Source organism: Halomonas sp. Ps84H-12 (genome assembly GCF_024124725.1).
In the GTDB taxonomy this organism is placed as follows: Bacteria; Pseudomonadota; Gammaproteobacteria; order Pseudomonadales; family Halomonadaceae; genus Vreelandella; species Vreelandella aquamarina.
The window spans coordinates 68,469-93,758 of the sequence record NZ_JAMXSJ010000007.1; the positions used below are offsets into that span (position 1 = coordinate 68,469).

Below are 25,290 nucleotides of genomic sequence, written 5' to 3' on the forward strand. Positions count from 1 at the left end.
TTTTAACCCCCCTTGCATAGAAGGTCAATCTTAGCGCTTACCTTAGCAGAGGGTAAGCACGGCAGTGGATAGGAGATAACCATGTCAGCGGATGCTGCATATGACTTCGATTTATTTGTAATTGGAGCGGGCTCAGGTGGGGTTCGCGCGGCACGTATGGCAGCAGCTACCGGCGCACGTGTTGCTGTTGCGGAAGATCGCTATTTAGGCGGTACTTGTGTCAACGTGGGCTGTGTACCCAAAAAGCTATACTCGTATGCTGCTCATTTTCATGACAGCTTTGATGATGCGGCAGGTTTTGGCTGGCGGCTGGCCTCACCAGCAACCTTCGATTGGCCTACGTTAAGAGATAATAAAACCAGCGAAATCAAACGGCTTAACGGCATCTACCAGCGCATGCTAGAAAGCGCAGGGGTAACACTGTTTAACGCTCGGGCCCGCGTTGTTGATCCACACACAGTGACACTAACCAATGCAGATGGCGAAGTGAGCGTCAGCGCCGAAAAAATCTTACTCGCGACAGGCGGCTGGCCCTGGGTACCCGAGTTTCCAGGGAGCGATCTTACCTTAACCTCTAACCAAGTATTTGACTTAGATAGCTTTCCTGAAAGGTTTTTAGTACTGGGTGGTGGCTATATTGCCGTCGAGTTCGCCAGTATTTTTAACGGATTGGGCAGCGAGACACATTTGATTTATCGAGGCGACCTGCTTTTAAAAGGGTTTGACCAGGAAGTCCGCGAGTTCACGCGTGATGAAATGGCCAAAAAGGGCGTTAACCTCCATTTTTCTGCCAACATTGCGCGCATTGAACGGACAGAGGGTGCTCTGCAGGTTGAGCTAACCACTGGGGAAACCCTAGAAGTGGATGCGGTGCTTGCCGCAACTGGGCGCAAGGCGAATACAAGCGGCCTGGGTATCGATGTACTAGGGATTGAGCTAAACAGCGAAGGCAAGCTGTCCGTGAATGAGCGTTATGAGACGCAGATTCCTTCAATACTAGCTTTGGGTGATCTAATCGCTGGGCCTGAATTAACGCCCGTCGCCCTGGCAGAGGCGATGCAACTGGTGGATATTCACTTCCATAAAAAAACGCCTAGGCCATTGGACTATGACACCATTCCTACTGCCGTTTTCTGTCATCCCAATATCGGTACGGTAGGCTTATCTGAAGAGGCGGCTAGGGAGAAGTTTTCCAAAATACGGGTCTACCGCACTGATTTCAGAGCCATGAAGCACACGCTTTCCGGTAGCCAGGAGCGCATGTTGATGAAACTGATTGTCGATGACGCCAGCGATGTTGTTGTCGGTGCCCACATGGTAGGTGAAGAAGCAGGCGAGCTGATTCAGGGTATTGCCATCGCCGTTCGAGCAGGCCTTACCAAAGAAGATTTCGACCGTACGGTAGGTATTCACCCCACTGGGGCCGAAGAGTTCGTCACCATGCGAACCCCCGCGCGCTATTAACCTTATTGATCAACAGCAATAGGCGAGCTTCGGCTCGCCTTTTTTGTCTCGCGCATCGGTATCACTGATCTAAACTCTGATGGTAGCCAGAAACTTGATGCTAGAGTACGTAACGCTCGTTTGATAACCAAAAATTATAGAAGATGCGAGGATGAATAATATGGTTTTTGAATTGCTCATAATCAGCTGTTATAATGATTCTCAAATTCGCTACAGCGAAGCATAACCATGAGTACGCCTATTAAGCCTTTTACACCTTCTGCCGAGCTGGCTCGCCCAACCGTTGCTGATGCCGTGGTAGGCCATGCCGAAATGCCGCTTTTTATTCGTAAGCCTAATGCTGATGATGGTTGGGGGATTTACGAACTCATCAAAGCGTGCCCGCCGCTCGATGTTAATTCAGCCTACGCTTATCTGCTGCTAGCAACGCAGTTCCGCGATACCTGTGCTGTGGCTACCAACGAAGAGGGTGAAGTAGTTGGTTTTGTATCCGGTTATGTCAAAGATAATGCCCCTGACACCTATTTTTTATGGCAAATCGCCGTAGGTGAAAAAGCTCGGGGCACAGGTCTGGCACGCCGTCTGGTGGAAGCGATTATGTCGCGCCCTGAACTTGACGACGTTCACCACTTAGAAACCACGATCACCCCTGACAACCAAGCATCGTGGGGGTTGTTCCGTCGCCTAGCTGCACGCTGGCAGGCACCTTTGAACAGCCGTGAATACTTTTCTACCGAACAGCTTGGGGGAGAGCACGACCCGGAAAACCTAGTACGTATCGGGCCATTCCAGACGGACCACATCTAAAGGCCGTCTCGATAGATCGTTTTCCCGCTCGTGTTGCCCTAGCTGTTTTAACTCGCTTAGCTCACATACTTGATAAGGAGGTCGCTAATGCAGACCCAAACACTCGAACGCATGGAATCCAATGTTCGTACCTATTCACGTTCGTTTCCTGTTGTCTTTACCAAGGCACAGAATGCGCGGCTGACCGATGAGAATGGCCGTGAATACATTGATTTTCTCGCCGGCGCTGGCACGCTGAATTACGGTCACAATAATCCCCACCTTAAACAAGCCATGATTGACTATCTCTCCAGTGATGGGGTGGTTCATGGCTTAGATATGTGGACAAGCGCTAAGCGTGACTACCTGGAAACCCTAGAGAACGTCATTCTGAAGCCCCGTGGACTTGATTATAAAGTCCACCTGCCTGGCCCGACCGGCACAAATGCAGTGGAAGCGGCCATCCGTCTGGCCCGTGTTGCTAAAGGTCGCCATAACATTGTGACCTTCACCAACGGCTTCCACGGTGTGACCATGGGTGCCCTGGCAACCACCGGTAACCGTAAGTTCCGCGAAGCGACGGGTGGCATCCCTACACAAGGCGCAAGCTTTCTGCCATTTGATGGCTACATGGGTGAGCATGCCGACACGCTGGACTACTTTGAAAAGCTCTTAAACGATAAGTCAGGCGGCTTAGATATCCCAGCGGGCGTGATTGTTGAAACTGTGCAAGGCGAGGGCGGTATCAACGTCGCAGGCCTGGATTGGCTCAAGCGCCTAGAAAGTATCTGTCATGCGCATGACATCCTTCTCATTGTGGATGATATCCAGGCAGGCTGTGGTCGCACGGGTAAATTCTTCAGTTTCGAGCATGCAGGCATTACGCCAGACATTGTCACTAATTCGAAATCGCTCTCAGGCTTCGGTTTACCGTTTGCACATGTGTTGATGCGTCCTGAACTCGATAAGTGGAAGCCTGGCCAGTACAACGGTACGTTCCGTGGCTTTAACTTAGCGATGGTGACGGCGACCGCAGCGATGAAAAAGTATTGGTCTAACGACACCTTTGCGCGTGATGTTCAGCGTAAAGCGCGTATCGTCGAAGAGCGCTTCCAAAAACTGGCCGCTATGCTGACAGAAAATGGCATGCCGGCGACCGAGCGTGGCCGTGGCCTGATGCGCGGTATTGACGTGGTATCTGGCGATATCGCCGATAAGATCACCAGCCATGCGTTTGAGCACGGTCTCATCATCGAAACCAGTGGTCAGGATGGTGAAGTGGTTAAGTGCCTTTGTCCGCTAACTATTCCGGATGAAGATCTGCTGAAAGCCTTAGATATCCTTGAAGCGTCAGTTAAGTCTGTTATTAAGGCATAGTGTAGCGTTACGCTAAATCGTCACACGCCATTACGTCCCTTACAGGAATAGGCAGCCAACAGCTGGCTGCCACGCAACGGAGCACGTTTATGATCGTTCGTAATCTCGAAGAAGCACGTAAAACAGATCGCCTGGTCACTGCTGAAAACGGTAATTGGGACAGCACGCGCCTTGTTCTGGCCAACGATAATGCAGGTTTCTCTTTCCATATCACCCGCATTTTTCCTGGCACTGAGACACACATTCATTACAAAAACCACTATGAAGCGGTATTTTGTTATGAGGGTGAAGGCGAGGTAGAGACCCTGGCCGACGGCAAAATCTGGCCGATCAAGGCCGGCGACATCTACCTGCTGGACCAGCACGATGAGCACCTGCTGCGCGGCAAGGAAAAGGGCATGACCGTAGCTTGTGTCTTTACTCCGCCAATCACTGGTAACGAAGTCCATCGTGAAGACGGCTCCTACGCAGCGGCAGACGACTAAGCACTACTGTATGCTAAGTACTGTCCGTATGAAAGCAGCCTAGCAAAATGCTAGGCTGCTTTTTTGCTAAGTATTGATCAGCCGACCATCCGGCTGCAGGTACATCCAGTCATCCATGGTGAAACCTAATAGATGCCCACCTACATCAATATCGAGCGGGTAGCGCATATGGTTTGCCAGGTAATAGGCTTTATTTGCTCAAGCAACTGATCAGCTAGGTTCGCATAATATATATTATGTTAAATCAGCTAAACTAGACGAATGAAAAACCGCAGCCATGTTGGACAAGCGGTCACCCTTCTCCTTATCATTCGTGCTCTTATTGTCCAAGGATATCCCTCGTTATGCGCTCAGGTGTTTTATGGCTAATGGCCGGTTTGTCGATGTCGTTTGCAGGCTGCGCAGTGACACAGCCAGAGTCAAATGAGCCGCCGCCGTTAAGCGAGGCGTCTTTTAATACCCGCATCCTTGAGCTTGAGACATCACTGGCCCAGCAGTGCGACGCCTCTACCGCGTTCATTGAGCAGCAGCTCAGCCAGCAGCAGGTACTGACGGCAGATGTTCGTGAGGTGGGCAGCCTGCTGCGCCATTTACGTCAAGAAGTTGCCAGTTTGGAAGCGCGTAGCGAAGATCCCGTCATTATTCGCGAAGAGTGCCGTGTTGAAGAGCCCGAAGATAATAAAACACTGCTTGGCCGCAGCGAATGGGTGGGCCTGCCTAGCATTGGCACCTATTTAAAGGCGCGGGTCGATTCAGGAGCCAATACGTCATCCTTATCTGCTTCCGAAATCACTCGCTTTGAGCGTGATGGTGAAGACTGGGTGCGCTTTAAGCTGGCACTGAATGAAGATGACGTGGTTGTAGAGCAGATTCGCGACGAGTGGATTGAGGCGCCTATTGAACGCCGCGTTAAAATCATCCAAGCATCTGGCGAAGAGTCCCGCCCGGTAATTTCACTGTTGATGACTTTAGGGCCAATTCGTGAAAACGTCGAGTTCACTCTGAACGACCGCTCGCATCTGGATTATCCGGTACTGCTTGGGCGTCGTTTCATGATGGATATAGCAACGATCGACGTTGCTGAAACCTATCTGCATGACCGCCCCGAATTCCCGGGTGGCGAACCCTCTGAAGAAGCGGCTGATGATGAAGCGGCCGATCAAGACGATACTGAAGAGTAATCACACTCCCCTGCCGCTTTACGCTGAAAGGAATCACCATGTCACGGTTGCCATTTTATTTTATCGTTGGATTGCTGCTGCTGGTTGGTATCGTCGCCAGCGTGCATCGCCATTTGCAGTTTGAGATTCCCTGGTTTCCAGGCGAGCAGCGTCAAGTATGGGAGATTGAAGCGGTTATTAACTTCAACGCTCAAAATGGCCCGGTACAGGTCGATCTAGCGCTGCCATCCCACCAGGCAGGATTCCGTGTATTGACCGAAAACACGGCATCTTCTGGCTATGGGCTGGCTTACCTGGCAGATGAGCTGGGTCGGCGGGCGCAGTGGACCATCCGTGAAGCGGTGGGCAGCCAGCAGCTCTATTACTCCGTTCAGATGCTGGTATCACCTGACTCTCGCGCTCCCATACAAACGCCGCCCGGCATCCCTGCTGTTACTCCCTGGGAAAGCCCCTACGATACGGCCGCTAGCCAGCTAATTGATCGTGCTTGGGATCGTAGCGCCAATAACGCTACGTTTGCCCGCGAGTTAATTCTCGATATTAATGGAGAGCGTCAGGGAGAAAATGCGCGCCTGCTGCTAACCCAAATGCAACCGTCAGCTCTGATTGTGCGCTTGCTGAATCAAGCAGGCGTGCAGGCCAGAGAAGTAAGCGGCTTACTGCTGGAAGATGGTCGTCGCCGTCAAACCCTCAGTAGTTGGATTCAGGTGTTTGACCAAACTGCCGAAGAGTGGACGCTGTTTAACCCAGCGACCGGCGAACAGGGGCAACCCGAGAACTTGCTATTATGGGAAACTGGCGGTCGTGCGGTGCTTGAGGTTCAAGGTGGCACGAATTCCCGTGTTTCCTTCTCAATGCTAACCCACTACCAGCCTGCTTCGGCGGCGGTGCGTAACCACTACTCCGACGACACGCTGCTAAACTTCTCGATTCACAGCCTGCCGCTGGAAGAGCAGGCGCTATTCCAGACGATCCTGTTGATCCCGATCGGTGCGCTAGTGGTTGTATTCCTGCGCGTACTTGTGGGTGTGAAAACGTCAGGGACCTTTATGCCAGTACTGATTGCTCTGGCGTTTATTCAAACCAGCCTACTGACCGGTTTGATTGGTTTCCTGCTCATCGTGGCGGTTGGCTTAATTATCCGTAACTATCTCTCGTACCTCAATTTGCTCTTAGTCGCGAGGGTCTCGGCGGTCATTATTACGGTTATTGCCATCATCTCGATCTTTACCGTGCTTGCGTACCGCATGGGCTTGAGCGCCGGGTTAACGGTGACGTTCTTCCCGATGATCATCTTGGCGTGGACCATTGAGCGGATGTCGATCCTTTGGGAAGAAGAAGGTCCCAAACAGGTATTGGTACAGGGCGGTGGCAGCCTGCTAACAGCGGTGCTGGCATTCCTTGCAATGAATAACCCGTGGGTACGCCACATCACCTTCAACTTCCTGGGTGTGCAGCTCATCTTGATGGCCTTTATTCTGCTATTGGGTAATTACACGGGCTATCGCCTGCTGGAACTTCGTCGTTTCAAACCCATTACCGAAGATGAGAAGCCTTCATGAGCTGGCTAAAAAACTGGACGTGGCCGACCCGCCTTCGGGATAAAGGCATTGTGGGCATGAACCGGCGTAATATTCGTTATATTGGCCGGTACAATGCGCGCCGGTTATATCCTCTAGTGGATGACAAGCTCAAAACAAAGCTACTGGCTCAGCAGTATGGCATTACCACGCCCGAACTCATCGGTACGGTGACGACACAGTTTGGCGTTAAGCATATGAGTGACATGCTTGACGGCCATCAGGGCTTTGTTGTCAAACCGGCCAAAGGGAGTGGTGGTAAGGGTATTCTTGTTATTGAAAAGGTAGAAAATGGCCTTTTCTACAAACCCAGTGGTGCCAGCCTGACGATGGAAGACATTGAGCGACACGTCTCAAACCTTCTCTCGGGCCTTTATTCATTAGGCGGCTCGCCCGATGTAGCGGTCATTGAAACGCTGATTAACTTTGATGAAAGCCTACTTGAGTACACCTACGAAGGTGTTCCTGACATTCGCGTGATTGTCTTTAAAGGCTATCCGGTGATGGCCATGATGCGCCTCTCCACGGCGGCATCCGATGGCAAAGCTAACCTTCACCAAGGGGCTGTCGGGGTTGGCTTGAATATCGCCACTGGAGCAGCGCTACGGGGTGTGCAGTTTGACCGCCCTTGCTATAGCCACCCCGATACGGGGCATGACCTGGCAAGCCTTGTCGTGCCCCAGTGGGAAACTCTCCTTCACCTGGCGGCGGGCTGCTACGAGATGACCGGCCTTGGCTACCTGGGGACCGATATGGTGTTGGACCGTAAGCACGGGCCAATGCTACTGGAGCTCAACGCCCGCCCCGGCTTGGCAATTCAAATGACCAACGGTGAGGGACTACGTCGCCGGCTGGACTTGATTGAGCGTCAGCCTGATAACGTGCCGGTGGCTAAGCGCGTAGCGTTCGCCCAGCACCACTTTGCGCGTAAAAGCGAGCTGGTCGATAACCCTGACACTCCCTCGGCAACGGCGTAGACTACACGCGAGACGTTCAACGAGTTATCTAATGACTGAAGCGAATACGCTATTGCAGCAAGCAGAATCTCAGTGTCACACGCGCGGCGTTCGGTTTACCCCGATACGCCGCCGGGTACTTGAGCTTATCGCAGAAAACGGTGGCGGCCTCAAAGCATATGATCTGCTGGATCAGCTCTCCACTGAGCATGCCGCTGCCCGCCCGCCTACTGTCTATCGCGCGCTGGAATTTCTGATCGAACAGGGGCTGGTGCATCGCATTGAATCGCAAAATGCCTATGTGGCTTGCGCATGCCCAGAGCACGCCCATGGCTTCCAGCTACTTATCTGTCGCCAGTGCGGCTACGTCGAAGAGCTGCACCTTGATGAAATTAGCGATCAGCTTGCCGCCCTGGCCCAGCGCCAAGGCTTCAACGTTGAGCGCCAAACGATTGAGCTTCAGGGCTTATGTCAAGCATGCCGATCCGTGAGTAATGCCTAATGTCCCAATTTGATGAACTCGCCCCTCAACAGCTTTTTAAGGCGTTAGAGTCAGCGACCACAACAACCTCCCTGCCCAAGCTTGCAACGCTACTAGATGCCGTTCGCTTTAATGAAGACGGCCTGATTCCCGCCATTGCCCAGCAACATGATACGGGCGAAGTACTGATGATGGCGTGGATGAACCGAGAAGCCCTGGAAGAGACGCTAACAACGCAGCGAGTTTGCTACTTCTCACGCTCGCGCCAAAAGCTATGGCGCAAAGGTGAGACATCTGGCCAGCAACAGCACCTTAAAAGCGCAGCGCTAGATTGCGATGGGGATACGCTGCTGGTTAAGGTGGAGCAAACTGGTCCCGCGTGCCATTCCGGCCGTCGCAGCTGTTTTTATGTGTCGCTCGGTGCAGACAGCGCCAAGATTACCAGCGAGCCGCTGATTGATCCGGCCACGCTATACGGTAAAAAAGCGCCGTGAAAAATTGGCTGTTCGCCATTAAACAGGTTTTTCTTAAGCTGCTAACAGCAGTGATGGTGGGCTGTATTCGCGTTTACCAATACACCATCAGCCCACTGCTTGGCCCTCGCTGCCGTTTCTGGCCAAGCTGCTCTTCCTATACCATCGAGGCCATCCAGGTGCACGGTCCTTTCAAAGGCGGCTGGATGGCTGTCAAACGCATCGTGAAATGCCACCCAGGCAGCCCAGGCGGCATGGATCCGGTGCCCGGTGGGCGCAGCGAAGCGCTCTGCCGTGAAAATGACGACCGCCCTACTGAGCGTTGCCGCTCAACCTCCTGCCGCCACTAACGTTTATCCTTGCTTAGCCACCTGATAGATACGCTCTAACATGGCGTGCAGGCCGTTACTGCGCGTGGGTGAAAGGTGCTTATCAAGCCCGAGATCTTTCAAGAAATGCGGCTCGGTCTGATTGATCTCTTCGGCTGTGCGCTCACTATAGATACGCAGCAATACGGCAATTAACCCTGATACGATGGCAGCATCCGATGTAGCCTTGAACACCAGTTTGTCGCCTGCCTGTTCATGGCACATCCACACGTTGGATTGGCAGCCTTGGATTTTATATTCTTCCGTACGACGCTCCTCCGGAAAGTCAGGCAGCTGCTTTCCCATATCAATAATGTACTGATAACGGTCCATCCAGTTATCAAACATCTCAAACTCTTCGACCAGCTCCTGTTGGGCTAGCTCTGCGCCTGAAGTTGCCATGGCGTATCCTTTGCGTTGATGAATCACAGTCGCGGCTATTATAACGTTTCAGCCCCTGCTTTTGGGGGCGTTTTCAAGCGGTGGCGCTGCTGCTCTTGATGCCACTCATCGGCTTCGGTGTGCAAATAACGGCTGGTGGTATCTAGCTTGGCATGGCGAGCGCTTTCCGCTAAGTAACGCAGGCTAACGCCGGATTGGGCTTGATGAGTGATCGCCGTATGCCTCAGCCAGTGAGGCGTTGCTCGGCGAAGCGCATTCACATACGCAGGCTTACCGCCCTCCTCTTCTAGCACATCAGCGGCCTTGGCAAAGGTTTCCTTAATCAATCGGTAAAGCTGGTTATCGCTAATGCCTCGGCGTTTATCCAGCGCACGAATGATTGGCGCTGGCTCATGGTAGCTTGGCAGTGCCTTTAGCCCTAGCGCTGCCCGCCATGTTTTCAAACTCTCCAGCATGTCATCAGGCACCGGTATACGAGCCTGTTTACTACCCTTGCCTATCACACTCCACCACCAGCGCCCCTCCACCTCATGAAAGTCATCCATTTGGGCGCTGGCCATCTCACTAATACGTGGAGCCAATAAATAGGCAAAGCTAAAGATGAAACGTCGACGCGCATCCTCGTAAATGAGGCGAGCATCATTACTACTCAAAGGCTGGTTTAACCACTGCCAAAACCAGGCCCACAGCGGTTGCTCCAGATAGCGCTCTACGGCCTGCGACTGATTATTCATCCGTCGCGCTTTATCGCGCATCAGCACAAAGGGGTTATGCCCAACCCACCCTGCTTCTACCAGCCAGCTAAATAAGCCCTGAAGAATAATCAAGCTTTGCCGGCGACTAGTGGGCGACAGTCCATTTCTAAATGGCCGCCACTCAGGATGCTCCCTTGGCTTTGAAGGCCCCACCCACGCCGCCCGTGGCTGAGGGTCTTCTAGAAAAGCTTCAAACTGGCGCAGCGCCTCACGGTTCATATCGCGTAAGCCTTTCCCTTGGCTGACCAGCCAAAGCAGCAGTCTCTCCGCTTCTCGGCGGTAGCTTTTTAGCGTTTGCGGGCTGTCACGGTACTCCGCCAGCCATAGCCACACGGCTTGGTAGTCATTTTCCGCCTCGATTCGCGGGTACTGAGTAGACGCGAGGACAGATTGGCTTGTTGGCCAGTGCTCCTCCTCTATCAGGCTTGGCATTTCAGCGCTCTCTTCGTCGTTATTCAATGGATTAAGTGTGGCGCTACGCCTCATAAAATTCAAGATAATGAGCGTAATCTTGAATCTATACACTATAAGATAAATAATATTACGTTTTATGTATTACGTAATTATTGTGTTTTTCAGACACAACCACGACAATAGCGCTCTCTAACTGCAAAGGATGACGACCATGGCACGCAGCGGAATTCAGTACAGTGACGTCCAGCACGCGATTGATACGCTGCTGGCCCGCGGGGACACACCCAGCGTGCAGCGCATCCGAGAAGTGCTCGGCACCGGTAGTTTTACGACCATCAGTGAGCATTTCCGCTTATGGCGTACCGAGCGTGAGCAGAACCGGGATGTACCGCCCCCCAAAGGCGTGCCTGAAGTAGTCGTTAATGTCGCCAGCGAGCTATGGCGCGAGGCCCAAGACGCCGCTAACCAAGCGCTGGTTCACTACCGTGAAGATGCCAATCGCCAAGTAGAAAGTGCTCAACAGGCAGCTGCCGAGGCTCGACAGCAGGCGGCAAACGCCGAGCAGCGTGAAAGCGCACTGGCTGCTCACTTTCGCCAGACTGAAGAGCGCCTTGAAACGCTTAATCGAGAGCTGGCAGAGAGCCAAGCCAATGAGCGCCACTGGCAGCAACAAGCAGAAAAGCTCCACCAGGAAGCTGCCCAACACCGCCATCAGCTAGACCAAACCCAGCAAGCGTTAAAAGAAGCGCAAACGCATTACAGTGAAAAGCTCGAAGAGCAGCAGAGGAGTTGGGAGCAGCGCTTAGCCCAAGAAGAGCAGCGCAACGAGGCATCAGAAGGAAAGTTGATGGCGCTATTGGATACGTTACGACAAGAACGCGCCCAGGAAGAGAGAGCGTTGCAGAAGCGCCTACAGCAGTGGGAGCAACGAGCAGATGCGCTGAGCCATGAGCTGAAGCAAAAAAATGACGCTCTTCAGGGTTATCAGCAAGAGTGTAGCTTGCTCAAGCAGCGCATCACCGAGCTTGAGCGCCAAAACGGTGAGCTGCATACCCATCGCAGCACGCTCGAAGAGTCGCTAGAGAAAGCGCACAAAGCACTGGAAACTCAGCGGCAGCAAACGCGAGACAGTGAGCACTGGCAAGAGCAGCTATGGCAGCGCATGGCTTCCTTGCAAGCGCAGCTGGCAGACCTGCCCAGCACGTTCGCCAGTAGCAGTGACGACACACCAGAGACAAAAAAGCCATCCCGATAACGGGATGGCCAATAGTGGTTAGGGCATTAAAAGATTAGGAGTAGCTGTCCAGTCGGTTAAGACTTACTGGGCTCACCGCTCTGCTCATCGGGTAACTCCCAAGTGCCCTTTTCGGTCCATGGATCGTTTTCCGGAAACTCTTCGATATTGATTTCTGGCTCATCGTAGTCGGGCTGGAAGCGCAAATCGTAGTGCGCCGCCCTAACCATAGAAACCATCAGCAACATGGAAATCAACAGCAGCGGCACACCGCTCACAATGCTAGCGGTCTGTAGTGTTTGCAGCCCTCCTAAGAACAGCAGAGACATTGGCAGCAGGGACAGCGTGAAGGCCCAAAACAGGCGGTGCCACCGCGCTGGCTCTTTATCGAGCTTCTTTTCTGCGGCAGAAGAGAGAATGTAGGCAATCGAATCAAAGGTAGTGGCAGTGAAAATAGACAGCAGAATCACCACTGCTAACGTCACCAGCCAAGAGAGCGGCAGTTGGCTCAGCACCGTATAAAAGGCCGCATTAGCTGACTGATCGTTCATCACCTGGATAACGTCCAGCGTGCCTGAAAGCTGTAGGTAAAGGCCATAGTTGCCCAGGATGATGAAAAACAGCGCGCAGCCCAGTGAGCCAAAGAAAATTGATCCGGCCACCATGGTTTTGATGCGGCGCCCTTTCGAAATGCGCGCAATAAACAGACCCACGGTTGGCGCAAATACCAACCACCAAGCCCAATAAAAAATCGTCCAGGATTGATGGAAACCGGTGTCTTCGAAGCCATTCAGATCACCGAAAGGCTCTGTCCACGTCGCCATTTGAACCAGGTTGCTGAGCATTAAGCCGATGGAGTTTAGGCCAGTATCCAAAATAAAGACGGTAGGCCCCATCACCAAGACAAACAGCAGCACAGCTAAACCAAGCCACATGTTGATGTCAGACAGCATCTCGATGCCGCCCTTCAAACCGCGCCATGCACTTACCGCAAAGATCGCCGTAGTGCCTACCAGTACCGCAATTTGGCTGGTGGCATTAGGGGTGAAGGAGAACAGACCACCCAGCCCTTCATTGATCAGCGGTACCAGAATACCTAGCGACGTTGCGCCGCCGCCCAGCATGCCAAAAATAAATAGAATATCAATGATGTTGCCCAGCCAGCTTCTAGCCAGCTTCTCACCTAGCGCTGGGCGAATGGCTTCACTGATGCGCAGCACTTTATGTTTACGCACGTGCAGGAAGTAAGCCATGGGCAGTGCGGGTACAAGGTAGATCGACCAAGCAATAGGGCCCCAGTGGAACATACCGTAAGTCGCTGCCCATGCGGTTGCCTCCTCAGAGAAAGGCTCCACATGAAAAGGAGGGCTCTGCAGGTAGTACATCCACTCGACCATACCCCAGAACACAACCGCCCCGCCGATGCCTGCTGCGAACAACATCGCGCCCCAGGAGAGCAGCGAAAACTCCGGCTCGGCGTCTACATCGCCCAGTTTGATTTGCCCTATATCGCTAAACACGATGTAGAACATAAAGCCCAGCGAAGCGACGCCCATGGCGAGATAGAGCACGCCAAAGTTAGTGGTCACGAAGCTTTGCGCTGCCATCACCCAGACGCGGCCCATCTCTGGAAACAGTATGAGCGGAAGCGTCACTGCAAGTAACAGGCCCAAAGACCCAAAAAAGATAGGTTTATGGATATTAGAAAACACAGATGAGCGTTTAATGGCCGTCTCTCCATGGCACTTTGTTGGGAATTCTCTTGCTATAACGGCTTAGAGAATAGCTTTACAATAGTGTTACATGGAATAAACGTTGACTGCCAGCAGCGGCTTCTATCGTCGATCGTTTTTGCATATAAAAGCGCACCACAAAAAAGCCCAGCAGAGTGACCTGCTGGGCTTTTGCGACGCTAGCTTAAAGTATCTGAATAATGCTTTAGCGGTAATAAGCGTTTGTCGTGTCGGTATGGTCAGTCACATCACGGATGCCTGCCAGTTCGGGGATACGATCCATCAGCGTTTTCTCTACGCCATCTTTAAGCGTGAGATCCACCGCTGCGCACCCCTGACAACCGCCGCCGAACGCTAGAATCGCCACGCGGTCTTCTGTCAGCTCGACGAGCTTAATCTCGCCACCATGAGCCGCCAATCCAGGATTGATTTCACTGTAGAGCGTATAGTTGATACGGTCTTCCAGCGGGCTGTCGGCATTCACCTTGGGCATTTTAGCGTTGGGTGCTTTAATCGTCAGCTGTCCGCCCATACGGTCGGCATTAAAGTCGACAACCGCTTCCTCTAAAAACGCCAAGCTGTTTTTGTCGAGAAATACACCAATTTTCTCAAGCTCAAGCTTAACGTCGGTGGGCTCTTCTTCCCCAGGACGGCAATAGGCTAAGCAGGTTTCTGCATAGGGCGTGCCGGGCTGAGTGATGAAGATGCGTACAGCGATGCCTTCAACATTCTGCTTTTCCAGCAGTTCCGCTAAGTAGTCTTGCGCACTGTCGGTAATGTTAATGCCGGGCGCTTCGATAGTCGTGGTCATAAGGGATGTTATCCTCCCGTGGTAGTGGCAAGGCCACATCACATGTCATTTGTCCCTATGGTAAGCAAAACCGCGTGCCGACACAATCCCGAGTGTTTTAGTCGGCTATTGCTCTCGCCTATGAGTGCGGCTAATAAGGATGCTGCAATAACTTCACGCCCACGCTTGCTGCCCTATGGGGCGCCCTTTGGTATGATAGCCGCCGCTCAACTAATGACGACGACGATAAAAATATCCTTTCTGACTGAGACGCTGGAGATTTCCCCCTGCCATGGCTGCTAGTGATTTGACTGCTTCCCTCACCCAACGCCTTGCCCAACGCATCCTGATTCTGGATGGCGGCATGGGCACCATGCTGCAGAATGCCCAGCTCAGCGAGGATGATTTCCGCGGTGAACGCTTCCGCGATTGGCCGTCGGATTTAAAAGGTAATAATGACCTACTAGCGCTGACCTGCCCGGATGTCGTCGCTCGTATTCACCGCGATTATTTGGAAGCTGGCGCGGATATCCTGGAAACCAACACGTTTAACAGCACCCGGTTATCCCAGGCCGACTATGGCATGGAAGACTTGGTGCCCGAGCTTAACCGTGAATCGGCACGCTTGGCACGCGAAGTGTGCGATGCGGTTGCCGCCGAGACCGATATCCCACGTTACGTGGCCGGGGTGCTAGGCCCAACGTCACGCACGGCATCACTCTCTCCAGACGTTAACGACCCTGCAAAACGTAACGTGACGTTTGATGCGCTGCGCGAAAACTACTACGAAGCGGCCAGTGCCCTGATCGAAGGCGGCGCTGACCTGATCATGATCGAAACGATCTTTGATACGCTTAACGCTAAAGCCGCTATCTATGCGCTTGAAGAGCTGTTTGAGGATCTTGGCCGCCGCCTGCCGGTGATGATCTCCGGCACGATTACCGATGCCTCCGGGCGCACGCTTTCCGGGCAAACCACAGAAGCCTTCTGGAACTCCGTGCGTCATGCCAACCCGCTCTCCGTGGGCTTGAACTGCGCGCTGGGTGCTGAAGAACTCCGCCCCTATTTAGAAGAGCTCTCCACCAAAGCCGATACGTTTGTGTCTGCTCACCCCAATGCGGGCTTGCCTAATGAGTTTGGTGAGTACGACCAAACGCCTGAAGAGATGGCCGCCATCGTCAGCGAGTTTGCCCAGAGTGGTTTAGTCAACATTATTGGTGGCTGCTGCGGGTCAACGCCTGAACATATCCGTGCCATTGCCGATGCCGTGCGCTCTATGGCGCCCCGCAAAATACCCGAGCGCAGCAAAGCGTGCCGCCTGTCAGGTCTTGAGCCGTTTAATATCGAAGCCGACTCCCTGTTTGTTAACGTTGGTGAACGTACCAACGTGACTGGGTCGGCACGTTTTAAGCGCTTGATCGTTGAAGAAGATTTCACCACGGCGCTGGAAGTGGCCCTAGAGCAGGTTGAGAACGGCGCGCAAATTATCGACATCAACATGGATGAGGGCATGTTGGAGTCGAAGGAAGCCATGGTACGCTTCCTGAACTTGATTGCGGGCGAGCCGGACATTGCCCGAGTGCCGATCATGATCGACTCCTCGAAGTGGGACATCATTGAAGCAGGATTAAAGTGTGTTCAGGGCAAGGCCGTTGTTAACTCTATCTCTCTGAAAGAGGGTGAAGCCGCCTTCCGCGAGCAGGCCACGAAATGTCGCCGCTTCGGTGCCGCCATTGTTGTTATGGCCTTTGACGAAGAGGGCCAGGCCGATACCTTTGCCCGCAAAACTGAAATCTGCGAGCGCGCTTACCGGCTGTTAGTGGACGAAATTGGCTTCCCGCCGGAAGACATCATCTTCGACCCGAATATTTTCGCCATCGCCACGGGTATCGAAGAGCACAACAACTACGCCGTCGATTTTATCGAAGCCACCCAGTGGATTCGTGAGCACCTGCCCCACGCTATGGTCTCTGGCGGCGTGTCCAACGTGTCTTTCTCGTTTCGAGGCAACAACCCCGTGCGGGAGGCGATTCACTCGGTCTTTCTCTACCACGCCATTCGTGCAGGCCTCACCATGGGCATCGTCAACGCGGGGCAGCTCGCAGTCTATGACGACCTGCCCACCGAGCTGCGAGAAGCCGTCGAAGACGTCGTGCTCAATCGCCGCAGCGATGGCACCGAACGCCTTCTCGATATTGCCGACAAGTATAAAGGCGATGGCAGCGGTGCCGCCAAGAAGGAGGATCTGGAGTGGCGCAACTGGCCGGTTAACAAGCGGATTGAGCACGCACTGGTCAAAGGCATCACCGCCTACATCGAAGAGGATACGGAAGAAGCACGTGCCCAGGCAGCCCGCCCCATCGAGGTGATCGAAGGCCCGCTGATGGACGGCATGAACGTGGTGGGCGACCTGTTTGGCGCTGGCAAAATGTTTCTGCCCCAGGTGGTCAAGTCGGCTCGCGTTATGAAACAGGCCGTGGCCTACCTGATTCCCTATATCGAAGCGGAAAAGAGCGAAGACACCCAGGCCAAAGGCAAAATTGTCATGGCTACCGTCAAGGGTGATGTACACGACATCGGTAAAAATATCGTCGGTGTCGTGCTGCAGTGTAATAACTACGAAGTGATTGACCTTGGCGTGATGGTGCCCACCGAAAAAATCCTCCAGGCAGCCATTGAACACAAAGCCGACATCATCGGCCTTTCCGGGCTGATCACCCCGTCGCTGGATGAGATGGTGCACGTGGCCAAAGAGATGCAGCGCCGCGGTATGAACCTGCCGCTGCTGATTGGCGGTGCCACCACCTCAAAAGCGCACACGGCAGTTAAAATCGAACCGCAGTATGAGCACCCCGTGATTTATGTCACCGACGCATCTCGCGCCGTGGGCGTGGCAGGCAGACTGCTAGCCCCCAATTTGAAGTCGGCCTACGTGGCCGAGATTCGCGAAGAGTACGAAAAAGTACGCGAGCGTAACGCCAAGCGCCGCCCGAAAGCCGCCGACCTGGATTACACCCAGGCACGTAAACGGCGCTTTCGCACCGACTGGAATAGCCACACGCCGACGAAGCCGAACACACTTGGCCTGATGACGTTTGACGATTATGACCTTGAAGAGCTGGTAGAACGCATTGACTGGACGCCTTTCTTTATGAGCTGGCAGCTCACCGGGAAGTATCCAAAAATCCTCAATGACGAAGTAGTAGGTGAAGCCGCACAGAACCTATTTGCCGACGCCCAAGTGATGCTACGCAAACTGATTGATGAAAAGCGCGTGCATGCCCGCGGGGTCATTGGTTTATGGCCCGCTAACAGCGTGGATGACGATGTCATCGAAGTTTACGCTGACGAAAGCCGCACCGAGGTAGTCGAGCGCTTACACCATATTCGCCAGCAAACCACTAAAGGTCGAGATGGCATCTGCTACAGCCTAGCCGACTTTATTGCTCCTAAAGAGAGCGGTAAAGCGGACTGGATTGGCGGCTTCGCGGTCACCACTGGCCACGGTGTCGATGAGCTATCCAAAGCCTATGAAGCGGCCGGCGATGACTACAACGCCATTATGGTGCAGGCGCTTACCGACCGCTTGGCAGAAGCCTTTGCCGAGCGGATGCACGAGCGGGTGCGTAAAAAGTTCTGGGGCTATGCGCCCGAAGAAACGCTGGATAACGACGCGCTGATTGCGGAGAAGTACCAAGGCATTCGGCCAGCGCCTGGCTACCCGGCCTGCCCTGACCATACCGAAAAGGCAACGCTATTCCGCCTGCTTAACGCTTCGGAAAATACAGGTCTTACGCTGACTGAAAACTTCGCCATGTGGCCGGCAGCGGCCGTGTCGGGCTGGTACTTTTCGCATCCGCAATCCAAGTACTTCTCTACCGGCAAAATCACCCGCGACCAAGTTGAAGTGCTTGCCGAGCGTAAGCGGATGCCGCTGGAAGAGATGGAACGCTGGCTGTCGCCGGTACTCTCTTACGACCCAGCTAAACCGTTCTAACGAATGTCGCCAGTGGTTCATCGCCAGGGAAAGGTCATGCGTTTGGCCTTCCCTATTATGTTGGGCATGCTCTCCCAGAGCGTGCTCAACCTGATTGATGCTGCGCTGATCGGCCATCTAGGCCAAGAGGCTCTGGCGGGCGTAGGCATCGGCGGTTATGCCATGTTTATGATGACGGCACTGGTCTTTGGGCTCTCCTCCAGCGTGCAGTCGCAAACCGCCCATGCTTCAGGTGTTGAAAAAGCTTGCACTGACCAGCCATTCACTACCCAGCCGCTTCGAGCTGGATTAATGATTAGCTTAGCCATTGGCCTGCCGCTCTCATGCCTTGCTTGGTGGCAAGCACCTGCCCTCATCCAACTGATCGCGCCCTCGAAGGAGGTAACGCAGATTGCCCTTGAGTACTTCCGCTGGCGCGTTGTAGCGCTCACGGTGATTGCGCTGACTCTTTGCCTGCGCGGCTACTGGAATGGATTGCAGCAGACGCACCTTTATCTGCGTATTATCGTGTTCGTGCATGTTGTGAACGTCGCCCTCAGCGCGGCGCTGATTTACGGTGTTGGATGGTTACCAGCATTAGGCGTGAACGGCGCCGCTATCGGCACCACTCTGTCGCTTCTGCTCGGGTTATTCATCTGGGCTGTCATTACGTGGCGGCAAAGCCCCCCGCTTACTCGCCTCTTACCTTCATGGCATGGCGTGAAGGTTACTCTGAAGCTCGCGCTTCCCCACTCGTTACAGCAGTTATGGTTTGCCGCAGGCTACATGGTGCTGTTTTGGCTGCTGGGCCAGTTGGGTACATCCAGCGTGGCCGTGGGCCATGTGCTGGTGAATTTATCTCTCTTACTGATTTTGCCGGGAGTCGGCGTTGGCGTGGCCGCCATGAGCCTTGTAGGCGAGGCCCTAGGCCGCGACGATCAACAGGCCGCGCACCGCTGGGGCATTGACGCCTTAAGTGTTGCCGGTATGCTGCTGACTGTTTTAGCGTTACCCATGCTTGTTATGCCCGAGCCCATTTTAAGCATCTTCTTTACCGATGAGTCGCTGGTGCAGTTGGGGAGACTGCCGCTGCAAATCACCGGCTTGATGATTGTGCTTGATGCTGCCGCGCTGGTGCTGGCGCAGGCATTGATGGGCGCAGGTGCGCAGCGTACCGTCATGCTGCTGACGCTGGGCATGCAGTGGCTACTCTTTTTGCCGCTGGCCTGGTGGGTGGGCATTTGGCTTGGCTATGGCCTTGTCGGTGTATGGTTGTCGCAGCTCTTTTACCGGCTTCTCAACTCCAGCAGCTTTTTGTGGGTATGGCAGCGACGCCGCTGGCTAGCCCACGGCTTTAAGATTGATGCTTCTAAATAGCATTTAACGATAAAAAGATAATTATATATTCTTTTGTAGAATATGACGCCCGCGTTAAGGTGACGGTACATTACCGTCCGTCTCGACGTGACCATTTCGCTTTTAGCAGGATCGTGCCCCATGTACCGTTATGATATTCACGACCAAACGCTGGTTGACGAGCGCGTAGCTCAGTTCCGCGATCAGATGGAACGCTACCAAGCTGGACGTTTGGGAGAAGAAGAGTTTCGCCCGCTACGGCTGCAAAACGGCCTGTATATTCAAAAGCACGCGCCGATGCTGCGCATTGCCATCCCATACGGGATGCTAGCAGGCGCCCAACTGCGTGCACTGGCCGATATCACCCGCCGCTACGACCGCGGCTACGGTCATTTTACGACGCGCCAAAACCTGCAGCTCAACTGGCCTGCGCTGGAAGACGTGCCAGATATCTTAGCTGAGCTGGCCAAAGTACAGATGCACGCTATTCAAACCAGCGGCAACTGTATTCGTAACACCACTAGCGACCAGTTTGCTGGTATTGCCAACGATGAAGTGGAAGACCCACGCCCCTGGTGCGAGCTTATTCGTCAGTGGTCTACCCTGCATCCGGAATTCGCCTATCTGCCACGCAAATTCAAAATTGCCGTGAGCGGTGCTGCCCAAGATCGCGCGGCTATTCAAGTGCACGATATTGGCCTGCGCCTGTGGCGCAACGATGACGGCGAGCTGCGCATTAAAGTGCTGGCCGGTGGTGGTCTGGGCCGCACGCCCATGATTGGCGATGTGGTGCGCGAAGACCTGCCCTGGCAGCACCTGCTGACGTATCTTGAAGCCTGCGTACGGGTTTACAACCAGTTCGGCCGCCGGGACAACAAGTTCAAGGCGCGCATTAAGATATTGGTGAAAGCGCTAGGCATTGAAGAATTCCGCCGCCGGGTTGATGAAGAGTGGGCCTACCTGAAAGATGGCCCGCAGACCCTTAACCAAGCAGCGGTCGAGGCAGCCAAGGTGCACTTCCCTGAACCCGAGCGTCGCCCGGTAGCAGCGAGCGCCACGGAAGATTTCGACAAGCTACGCAGTGAAAACCGCAGCTTTGCGCGCTTTGTGACCAATAACGTGACCGACCACAAAGTGCCGGGCTACAAAGCCGTCACGCTGTCGCTGAAGCGCCGTGAGCACGCACCGGGGGATGTCACCGCTGACCAGATGGAAGCCGTTGCTGATTTGGCTGACCGCTACAGCTTTGGTGAAGTGCGTGTTACTCACGAGCAGAACTTGGTGCTATCAGATGTGCCGGTTGACGAGCTAGAAGCGCTGTGGAAAGAGCTGGACGCGCTCGGCATGGCCAACCCCACGGTTGGCACGCTGAACGACATTATCTGCTGCCCCGGTGGCGACTACTGCGCCCTTGCCAATGCGGTCTCTATTCCAATTGCCCAGGCGCTTCAAGAGCGGTTTGAAGACTTAGACTTCCTTTACGACCTTGGCCCGCTGGACCTGAACATTTCAGGCTGCATGAACGCCTGTGGTCACCACCACGTCGGCCACATTGGTATTTTGGGGGTCGATAAGAAAGGCGAAGAGTACTACCAAATCTCGATTGGCGGTAACTCCACCGATGATGCCTCACTGGGTAAAATCTTGGGCCCCTCTTTCTTCCGTGAAGACGTGCCGGGCGTGGTTGAGAAAGTGCTGGAAGTCTACGTGGCCGAGCGTCACGAAGATGAGCGTTTCTTGGATACTTATCGCCGCATTGGCCTAAAACCCTTTAAGGAGCGTGTTTATGCCCAGCAATGACACCCAAACCGAAGTGGTTGAACAAACCCCGGTTCATGTAGATCATTTAATTGAAAACGGTGAGCTGGCCGCTGAAAATGCCTGGTGTGTCTCATACGATGCCGAGGCGCTACCCGAGCAGCGCCCTGCGTTTGTTCCACTGGCGCTATGGCAGGCGAACCAGGACGACAACGAACTCGCCCCTCTGCTCACGAGTGACACTGAACTCACTACCGAGCTTGGCAGCACGTTGAAAGGCGCTTCTGCCATTGCCGTAGACTTTCCGGCATTCACCGATGGTCGCGGCTACACCATCGCTCGCCTGCTGCGCGAGCGTTATGGCTATACAGGCGAAATTCGTGCGGTTGGCGATGTGCTGGTGGATCAGTTGGATTACATGCGCCGCTGTGGTTTCTCCGCCATGGCACTGCGTGATGACCAGCATCCAGAGGATGCCCTTCGCGCTCTGAACGCCTTTAGCGTACGTTACCAAACCGACGTTGAAGAGCGCCAAGCGCTATTTGAAAAGCGTTTAACGGCTAGCCATTAAACCGCTCTACTGCACTACAAACGCCGACAGGGGCCAGCCCTTGTCGGCGTTTTTGGTTTAACCACGCCGTTTCTGCTGGCGCTCGCGATTATTGGCTTTGGCGCGATCACTTTTTCGCAGCATCACCCAGGTTGCGCCTAATCCCCCTTCGGAGGGCTGAGCCGATACATAGGCTTGCACCTCATCAAACTGAGTGAGCCACTTGGCAATATAAGAGCGCAGTACGTTGGCCGGGCTATCCAGCTCCCGCCCACGGCCGTGAACGATTAATACCGAGCGCAGGTCGTGCGCATAGGCCTCTTGGATGAAGGGAAACAGCATTCGCCGGCACTCTGCCAGCGGGCGCCGTAGCATGTGCAGTTGCGCCTGCACACTGTAGCCACCGTGCTTTAATTTATCGACGACCCCTTGTTGAATGCCCTCTCGGCGAAACTCAATAGGATCAAACGGGGGCAGCAGATCAACAAAGTCGTCGGATAAAAAATTACGCTCATCTAAGCGCTCTGCAGCGCTTTCACGTCTGGCCAGCTGGGCTTCTGAGGGCCGTTGACGTTGGGGGCCTGTGTCTGCACGGTTACGCTGGGGAAGTGGCTTCACATCGCCAACGAGTGCGCGGAAATCCATCTCATCACGAAGTGACTGGCTCATAACAGGCTCCTCCGATAGGGTCCGATGCTTAGTCTGATGCCTAAGCGACGATGCTTATCGTAGCAAAATCACCGACACTGCTTAAGACTTGTCTTACGGCGGTCAGTTCTTCACCCTAGATAGCCATTCGTTGCCTAGGACATCAGCATGATTTGGTTAAAGCGGTTAGTGGTAGTCTCGCTACTCTGCCTAATGGGAGTGGCCACTTGGCTATGGTTGACCATGCTTAGCCCATGGTTCTACGAACGCCCGGAAGAGCTGCCGGACATCGAACAGCGCACGCACCAGGTCTTTGTTTATGGCACGCTACGTTACTTGCCCATTCGATGGGTGGTGATGGGCACCTCAGGCTCGCCTAAGCCTGCCCGCCTAGACGGATTTGAACGCCAAGGGCTGGATCTTTCCCGCAACGCAGACAGTCATGTCGATGGCTTACTGCTGACCGTTTCGCCCGAGGCCTTGCAGCGGTTGGACCGCTACGAGCGGCTGGGCATTCGCTATGAACGCGTTGAACAGACACTCGCGGATGGTAGTACTGCCTGGGTATACGTGCGACTCCCCATGGTAAGTGAGCTCGACATCCACCCTCCTGCCCACCAGATAGCTCTGGTAACATACGACTAGTTTTTTGTGGCCGTAGAGTCCCACCGACGGTCGCCACCCCTACTGTTTAGGACACGCCATGAGTGAAGCCACGCCGTACGTATTAATTCTGTATTACTCCCGTTCAGGAGCCACTGCAGACATGGCACGCCAACTAGCTGCGGGCGTTGAAAGCATCCCTGGTATTGAGGCGCGCTTGCGCACCGTGCCAGCAGTGTCGCCAACCTGTGAAGCGGTGGATCCAGAGATCCCAGAGGAGGGGGCTGTTTATGCAGGCCTGGATGACTTGCGCCACTGCAGCGCGCTAGCGTTAGGTAGTCCGACGCGTTTTGGCAATATGGCAGCACCGTTAAAGTATTTTCTCGACACCACCAGTAGCCTCTGGATGAACGGTGCGTTAATTGATAAACCCGCCAGCGCCTTCACCTCCACGTCCAGCTTGCATGGCGGCCAAGAAAGCACGCTATTGACGATGCTGGTACCGCTACTCCATCACGGCATGGTGTATGCGGGCATTCCCTACAGTGAAACCGAGCTGCTGAACACTCAGCACGGCGGCACGCCTTACGGGGCTAGCCATGTGTCAGGGGCGCGCAGTGATCGCCCGGTAGACGAGCACGAACGGGCTCTGTGCAAGGCACAAGGTAAACGGCTCGCGAAACTAGCGCTGGCAATGCACAAGATGCGCCTGGAGGAAACACCATGAGGCAGTGGTTAGAGGGGCTTGAGGAGAAACACGGGCTCGATAAATTAACTCGACAAGCACGACAGTTAGTAATCATCAGCTTTGTGCTGCTACTGCTACTGGTGATTTATCGTGGCTTCTTTGTACAGGGCGATACGTTTAACTGGCGGCCAGTCGTGGCGTTTGTGCTTCCACTGGTGCTGTTCTTGCCGTCTATTATTGGCCAGAGAGCTCGTGGGCACGCTTGGCTTGCGTTCGTCAGCCTGCTCTACTTCACCCAAGGCGTTATGTTAGCCACGCTACCGGGGCAAGGCATGCGTGGCGTTCTGGAGGCCTTAGTAGCCCTGGCGCTGTTTGCAGGCTGCATGGGCTATGCGCGCTTTCGTAGCCGCCAGCAGCGCCTTAACGGCTAATAAAACCAGAGCCAGCCACTCACGCCTGCTGCTACCAGCAACGCGCCAGTCGCATAGCGCTTTTGTACACGGTAAGCGGCAGGCTTTTCATCCGCTGGCACGTTTGAAAAACGCTTCACACCCGTCAGCATAGCGGGCACTAAGCGTTCGCCCTGCAGGGTATGCCAAACCAAACCCACCAGATGCAAACCAATCAATATCAGCAACAGGTCGCTATTCAACGAATGCAGCCGGGCTAGCACGTCACCTACTGATGGGCCCAAAAGCCCATACAGCGGTGCCTGAAAGAAAATATCATCGCTCAGAAATAGCCCGCTAAGCGCTTGAAAACCCAGTGACACTAGTAATAGTACCACCATCCATCCGCCTACCGGGTTATGGCTTGCATAGTGCGGTGCGCGCCGTGTTATCAGCGCTTTGGCGTACCCGGCCGCTTTCTTCGGGCCGTATAAAAAAGTGCTAAACCGAGCGTAGGGGGGGCCTACCAACCCCCAAATAAAACGGAACACCAACAGGCCAATAATGATGTAGCCTGACTGAGCATGCACTTCGATAGGAAATAAAAACGGTTGCCCCGTGGTTTTGGTGGTGTAAAACGAAATCACCACCGCCGCCAACAGGGACCAGTGAAACAAACGAATTAACTTATCCCATACGGCCATGCGTGTCGTGCGACTCTGCATCAAGCTATCCTCTAACGTCATACTGGTAGAGTTTCTCATTTATTGCTGTTTTCTCATAGAACGATTCAGCGCGCCTGCTAACGCTTTGCTACTGCTCTTATCGTTTGCAACCACAAAC

The 25,290-nt window shown here is 54.0% G+C and carries 25 protein-coding genes; 18 read left to right on the forward strand and 7 right to left on the reverse strand.

All coding sequences use genetic code 11. The features are described from left to right. Positions 1–81 precede the first annotated feature (81 nt). From gorA to NH344_RS05335, 4 genes are all read left to right on the forward strand, one after another. Positions 82–1,464, forward strand: coding sequence for a glutathione-disulfide reductase (gene gorA / locus NH344_RS05320; protein WP_044630057.1), 1,383 nt, complete (start codon positions 82–84; stop codon positions 1,462–1,464). Between the two features lie 228 nt (positions 1,465–1,692). Next, positions 1,693–2,271 (forward strand): diaminobutyrate acetyltransferase, encoded by a 579-nt coding sequence (gene ectA / locus NH344_RS05325; RefSeq protein ID WP_044629105.1) that lies wholly within the window; start codon positions 1,693–1,695, stop codon positions 2,269–2,271. 87 nt (positions 2,272–2,358) lie between these two features. Beyond that, positions 2,359–3,627 carry a diaminobutyrate--2-oxoglutarate transaminase gene (gene ectB, locus NH344_RS05330; protein WP_058577945.1) on the forward strand — a complete coding sequence of 423 codons (1,269 nt, stop codon included), beginning with the start codon at positions 2,359–2,361 and terminating at the stop codon, positions 3,625–3,627. 89 nt (positions 3,628–3,716) lie between these two features. Beyond that, positions 3,717–4,112 carry an ectoine synthase gene (locus tag NH344_RS05335; protein ID WP_044629107.1) on the forward strand — a complete coding sequence of 132 codons (396 nt, stop codon included), beginning with the start codon at positions 3,717–3,719 and terminating at the stop codon, positions 4,110–4,112. A 66-nt stretch (positions 4,113–4,178) separates the two neighbouring features. Here the strand turns inward: NH344_RS05335 and NH344_RS05340 are convergent, their stop codons facing one another. After that, positions 4,179–4,280: a DUF3833 domain-containing protein gene (locus NH344_RS05340; protein ID WP_230834195.1), complete on the reverse strand. Its 102-nt coding sequence runs from the start codon at positions 4,278–4,280 to the stop codon at positions 4,179–4,181. Positions 4,281–4,456: 176 nt separating this feature from the next. Between NH344_RS05340 and NH344_RS05345 the strand changes: the two genes are divergently transcribed. From NH344_RS05345 to yidD, 6 genes are read left to right on the forward strand one after another with little or no spacing between them, the layout of a single operon-like run. Then, the gene (locus tag NH344_RS05345) at positions 4,457–5,293 is read left to right on the forward strand and encodes an ATP-dependent zinc protease (protein ID WP_044629108.1); all 837 of its coding nucleotides are present in this window, start codon (positions 4,457–4,459) and stop codon (positions 5,291–5,293) included. A gap of 38 nt (positions 5,294–5,331) precedes the next feature. Next, entirely contained in the window at positions 5,332–6,855 is a 1,524-nt protein-coding gene (locus tag NH344_RS05350) for an inactive transglutaminase family protein (protein WP_044629109.1), read from the forward strand. Next, the gene (locus tag NH344_RS05355) at positions 6,852–7,850 is read left to right on the forward strand and encodes an alpha-L-glutamate ligase-like protein (RefSeq protein ID WP_058577943.1); all 999 of its coding nucleotides are present in this window, start codon (positions 6,852–6,854) and stop codon (positions 7,848–7,850) included. Before NH344_RS05350 ends, NH344_RS05355 begins: the two co-directional genes overlap by 4 nt. Before the next feature lie 31 nt (positions 7,851–7,881). Continuing rightward, positions 7,882–8,331, forward strand: a complete 450-nt coding sequence (locus tag NH344_RS05360) for a transcriptional repressor (RefSeq protein WP_044629111.1) — start codon at positions 7,882–7,884, stop codon at positions 8,329–8,331. After that, positions 8,331–8,804 carry a phosphoribosyl-AMP cyclohydrolase gene (gene hisI, locus NH344_RS05365; RefSeq protein WP_058577942.1) on the forward strand — a complete coding sequence of 158 codons (474 nt, stop codon included), beginning with the start codon at positions 8,331–8,333 and terminating at the stop codon, positions 8,802–8,804. The genes NH344_RS05360 and hisI overlap by 1 nt, the downstream gene beginning before the upstream one ends. Before the next feature lie 53 nt (positions 8,805–8,857). Then, entirely contained in the window at positions 8,858–9,133 is a 276-nt protein-coding gene (gene yidD, locus NH344_RS05370) for a membrane protein insertion efficiency factor YidD (protein ID WP_253027626.1), read from the forward strand. Between the two features lie 3 nt (positions 9,134–9,136). Here the strand turns inward: yidD and NH344_RS05375 are convergent, their stop codons facing one another. Together NH344_RS05375 and NH344_RS05380 are read right to left on the reverse strand one after the other, a co-directional pair. Continuing rightward, the gene (locus NH344_RS05375; RefSeq protein WP_044629113.1) at positions 9,137–9,553 is read right to left on the reverse strand and encodes a SufE family protein; all 417 of its coding nucleotides are present in this window, start codon (positions 9,551–9,553) and stop codon (positions 9,137–9,139) included. A 38-nt stretch (positions 9,554–9,591) separates the two neighbouring features. Further along, entirely contained in the window at positions 9,592–10,794 is a 1,203-nt protein-coding gene (locus tag NH344_RS05380) for a site-specific integrase (protein ID WP_253027605.1), read from the reverse strand. A gap of 139 nt (positions 10,795–10,933) precedes the next feature. Here NH344_RS05380 and NH344_RS05385 point away from each other — a divergent pair, with 139 nt between their 5' ends. Next, the gene (locus tag NH344_RS05385; protein ID WP_044629114.1) at positions 10,934–11,977 is read left to right on the forward strand and encodes a DNA-binding protein; all 1,044 of its coding nucleotides are present in this window, start codon (positions 10,934–10,936) and stop codon (positions 11,975–11,977) included. A 56-nt stretch (positions 11,978–12,033) separates the two neighbouring features. Here NH344_RS05385 and NH344_RS05390 read toward each other — a convergent pair whose 3' ends face one another. Then, a complete protein-coding gene (locus NH344_RS05390) occupies positions 12,034–13,668 on the reverse strand; it encodes a BCCT family transporter (RefSeq protein WP_273681883.1) in 1,635 nt (544 codons plus the stop codon). Between the two features lie 226 nt (positions 13,669–13,894). After that, complete coding sequence (gene nfuA / locus NH344_RS05395) at positions 13,895–14,500, reverse strand: Fe-S biogenesis protein NfuA (protein ID WP_054645091.1); 606 nt, start codon at positions 14,498–14,500, stop codon at positions 13,895–13,897. 271 nt (positions 14,501–14,771) lie between these two features. On the opposite strand from nfuA, the gene metH reads away from it, so the two are divergent. The 4 genes from metH (at position 14,772) to NH344_RS05415 (ending at position 22,140) form a co-directional block, all read left to right on the forward strand. Beyond that, a complete protein-coding gene (metH, locus tag NH344_RS05400) occupies positions 14,772–18,476 on the forward strand; it encodes a methionine synthase (protein WP_253027606.1) in 3,705 nt (1,234 codons plus the stop codon). 36 nt (positions 18,477–18,512) lie between these two features. Next, positions 18,513–19,832, forward strand: a complete 1,320-nt coding sequence (locus NH344_RS05405; RefSeq protein ID WP_253027607.1) for an MATE family efflux transporter — start codon at positions 18,513–18,515, stop codon at positions 19,830–19,832. Between the two features lie 120 nt (positions 19,833–19,952). Continuing rightward, positions 19,953–21,611, forward strand: coding sequence for a nitrite/sulfite reductase (locus NH344_RS05410; protein ID WP_044629119.1), 1,659 nt, complete (start codon positions 19,953–19,955; stop codon positions 21,609–21,611). Continuing rightward, positions 21,598–22,140 carry a DUF934 domain-containing protein gene (locus NH344_RS05415; protein ID WP_044629120.1) on the forward strand — a complete coding sequence of 181 codons (543 nt, stop codon included), beginning with the start codon at positions 21,598–21,600 and terminating at the stop codon, positions 22,138–22,140. Before NH344_RS05410 ends, NH344_RS05415 begins: the two co-directional genes overlap by 14 nt. 57 nt (positions 22,141–22,197) lie before the next feature. On the opposite strand, the gene smrA is transcribed toward NH344_RS05415, so the two are convergent. After that, a complete protein-coding gene (gene smrA, locus NH344_RS05420) occupies positions 22,198–22,788 on the reverse strand; it encodes a DNA endonuclease SmrA (RefSeq protein WP_044629121.1) in 591 nt (196 codons plus the stop codon). A gap of 147 nt (positions 22,789–22,935) precedes the next feature. On the opposite strand from smrA, the gene NH344_RS05425 reads away from it, so the two are divergent. From NH344_RS05425 to NH344_RS05435, 3 genes are read left to right on the forward strand one after another with little or no spacing between them, the layout of a single operon-like run. Beyond that, positions 22,936–23,412, forward strand: a complete 477-nt coding sequence (locus NH344_RS05425; protein WP_253027608.1) for a gamma-glutamylcyclotransferase family protein — start codon at positions 22,936–22,938, stop codon at positions 23,410–23,412. Positions 23,413–23,470: 58 nt separating this feature from the next. Next, positions 23,471–24,097: an NAD(P)H:quinone oxidoreductase gene (wrbA, locus tag NH344_RS05430; protein ID WP_253027609.1), complete on the forward strand. Its 627-nt coding sequence runs from the start codon at positions 23,471–23,473 to the stop codon at positions 24,095–24,097. After that, positions 24,094–24,489: a DUF2069 domain-containing protein gene (locus NH344_RS05435; protein ID WP_044629124.1), complete on the forward strand. Its 396-nt coding sequence runs from the start codon at positions 24,094–24,096 to the stop codon at positions 24,487–24,489. Before wrbA ends, NH344_RS05435 begins: the two co-directional genes overlap by 4 nt. Here the strand turns inward: NH344_RS05435 and NH344_RS05440 are convergent. Next, positions 24,486–25,172, reverse strand: a complete 687-nt coding sequence (locus tag NH344_RS05440; protein ID WP_044629171.1) for a cytochrome b/b6 domain-containing protein — start codon at positions 25,170–25,172, stop codon at positions 24,486–24,488. The two genes, NH344_RS05435 and NH344_RS05440, sit on opposite strands and share 4 nt — an antisense overlap. Positions 25,173–25,290 lie beyond the last annotated feature (118 nt).

Excerpts from the sequence above, each read along its gene's own strand:
- ectA (WP_044629105.1), top strand. The coding sequence starts at position 1,693 with ATGAGTACGCCTATTAAGCCTTTTACACCTTCTGCCGAGCTGGCTCGC.
- NH344_RS05410 (WP_044629119.1), top strand. The coding sequence starts at position 19,953 with ATGTACCGTTATGATATTCACGACCAAACGCTGGTTGACGAGCGCGTA.
- NH344_RS05335 (WP_044629107.1), top strand. The coding sequence starts at position 3,717 with ATGATCGTTCGTAATCTCGAAGAAGCACGTAAAACAGATCGCCTGGTC.
- NH344_RS05405 (WP_253027607.1), top strand. The coding sequence starts at position 18,513 with ATGCGTTTGGCCTTCCCTATTATGTTGGGCATGCTCTCCCAGAGCGTG.
- NH344_RS05340 (WP_230834195.1), bottom strand. The coding sequence starts at position 4,280 with ATGCGCTACCCGCTCGATATTGATGTAGGTGGGCATCTATTAGGTTTC.
- NH344_RS05380 (WP_253027605.1), bottom strand. The coding sequence starts at position 10,794 with ATGAGGCGTAGCGCCACACTTAATCCATTGAATAACGACGAAGAGAGC.
- NH344_RS05360 (WP_044629111.1), top strand. The coding sequence starts at position 7,882 with ATGACTGAAGCGAATACGCTATTGCAGCAAGCAGAATCTCAGTGTCAC.
- NH344_RS05375 (WP_044629113.1), bottom strand. The coding sequence starts at position 9,553 with ATGGCAACTTCAGGCGCAGAGCTAGCCCAACAGGAGCTGGTCGAAGAG.
- smrA (WP_044629121.1), bottom strand. The coding sequence starts at position 22,788 with ATGAGCCAGTCACTTCGTGATGAGATGGATTTCCGCGCACTCGTTGGC.
- metH (WP_253027606.1), top strand. The coding sequence starts at position 14,772 with ATGGCTGCTAGTGATTTGACTGCTTCCCTCACCCAACGCCTTGCCCAA.
- NH344_RS05440 (WP_044629171.1), bottom strand. The coding sequence starts at position 25,172 with ATGCAGAGTCGCACGACACGCATGGCCGTATGGGATAAGTTAATTCGT.
- NH344_RS05425 (WP_253027608.1), top strand. The coding sequence starts at position 22,936 with ATGATTTGGTTAAAGCGGTTAGTGGTAGTCTCGCTACTCTGCCTAATG.
- gorA (WP_044630057.1), top strand. The coding sequence starts at position 82 with ATGTCAGCGGATGCTGCATATGACTTCGATTTATTTGTAATTGGAGCG.
- NH344_RS05345 (WP_044629108.1), top strand. The coding sequence starts at position 4,457 with ATGCGCTCAGGTGTTTTATGGCTAATGGCCGGTTTGTCGATGTCGTTT.
- NH344_RS05435 (WP_044629124.1), top strand. The coding sequence starts at position 24,094 with ATGAGGCAGTGGTTAGAGGGGCTTGAGGAGAAACACGGGCTCGATAAA.
- NH344_RS05355 (WP_058577943.1), top strand. The coding sequence starts at position 6,852 with ATGAGCTGGCTAAAAAACTGGACGTGGCCGACCCGCCTTCGGGATAAA.
- hisI (WP_058577942.1), top strand. The coding sequence starts at position 8,331 with ATGTCCCAATTTGATGAACTCGCCCCTCAACAGCTTTTTAAGGCGTTA.
- NH344_RS05385 (WP_044629114.1), top strand. The coding sequence starts at position 10,934 with ATGGCACGCAGCGGAATTCAGTACAGTGACGTCCAGCACGCGATTGAT.
- nfuA (WP_054645091.1), bottom strand. The coding sequence starts at position 14,500 with ATGACCACGACTATCGAAGCGCCCGGCATTAACATTACCGACAGTGCG.
- ectB (WP_058577945.1), top strand. The coding sequence starts at position 2,359 with ATGCAGACCCAAACACTCGAACGCATGGAATCCAATGTTCGTACCTAT.
- yidD (WP_253027626.1), top strand. The coding sequence starts at position 8,858 with ATGGTGGGCTGTATTCGCGTTTACCAATACACCATCAGCCCACTGCTT.
- wrbA (WP_253027609.1), top strand. The coding sequence starts at position 23,471 with ATGAGTGAAGCCACGCCGTACGTATTAATTCTGTATTACTCCCGTTCA.
- NH344_RS05350 (WP_044629109.1), top strand. The coding sequence starts at position 5,332 with ATGTCACGGTTGCCATTTTATTTTATCGTTGGATTGCTGCTGCTGGTT.
- NH344_RS05415 (WP_044629120.1), top strand. The coding sequence starts at position 21,598 with ATGCCCAGCAATGACACCCAAACCGAAGTGGTTGAACAAACCCCGGTT.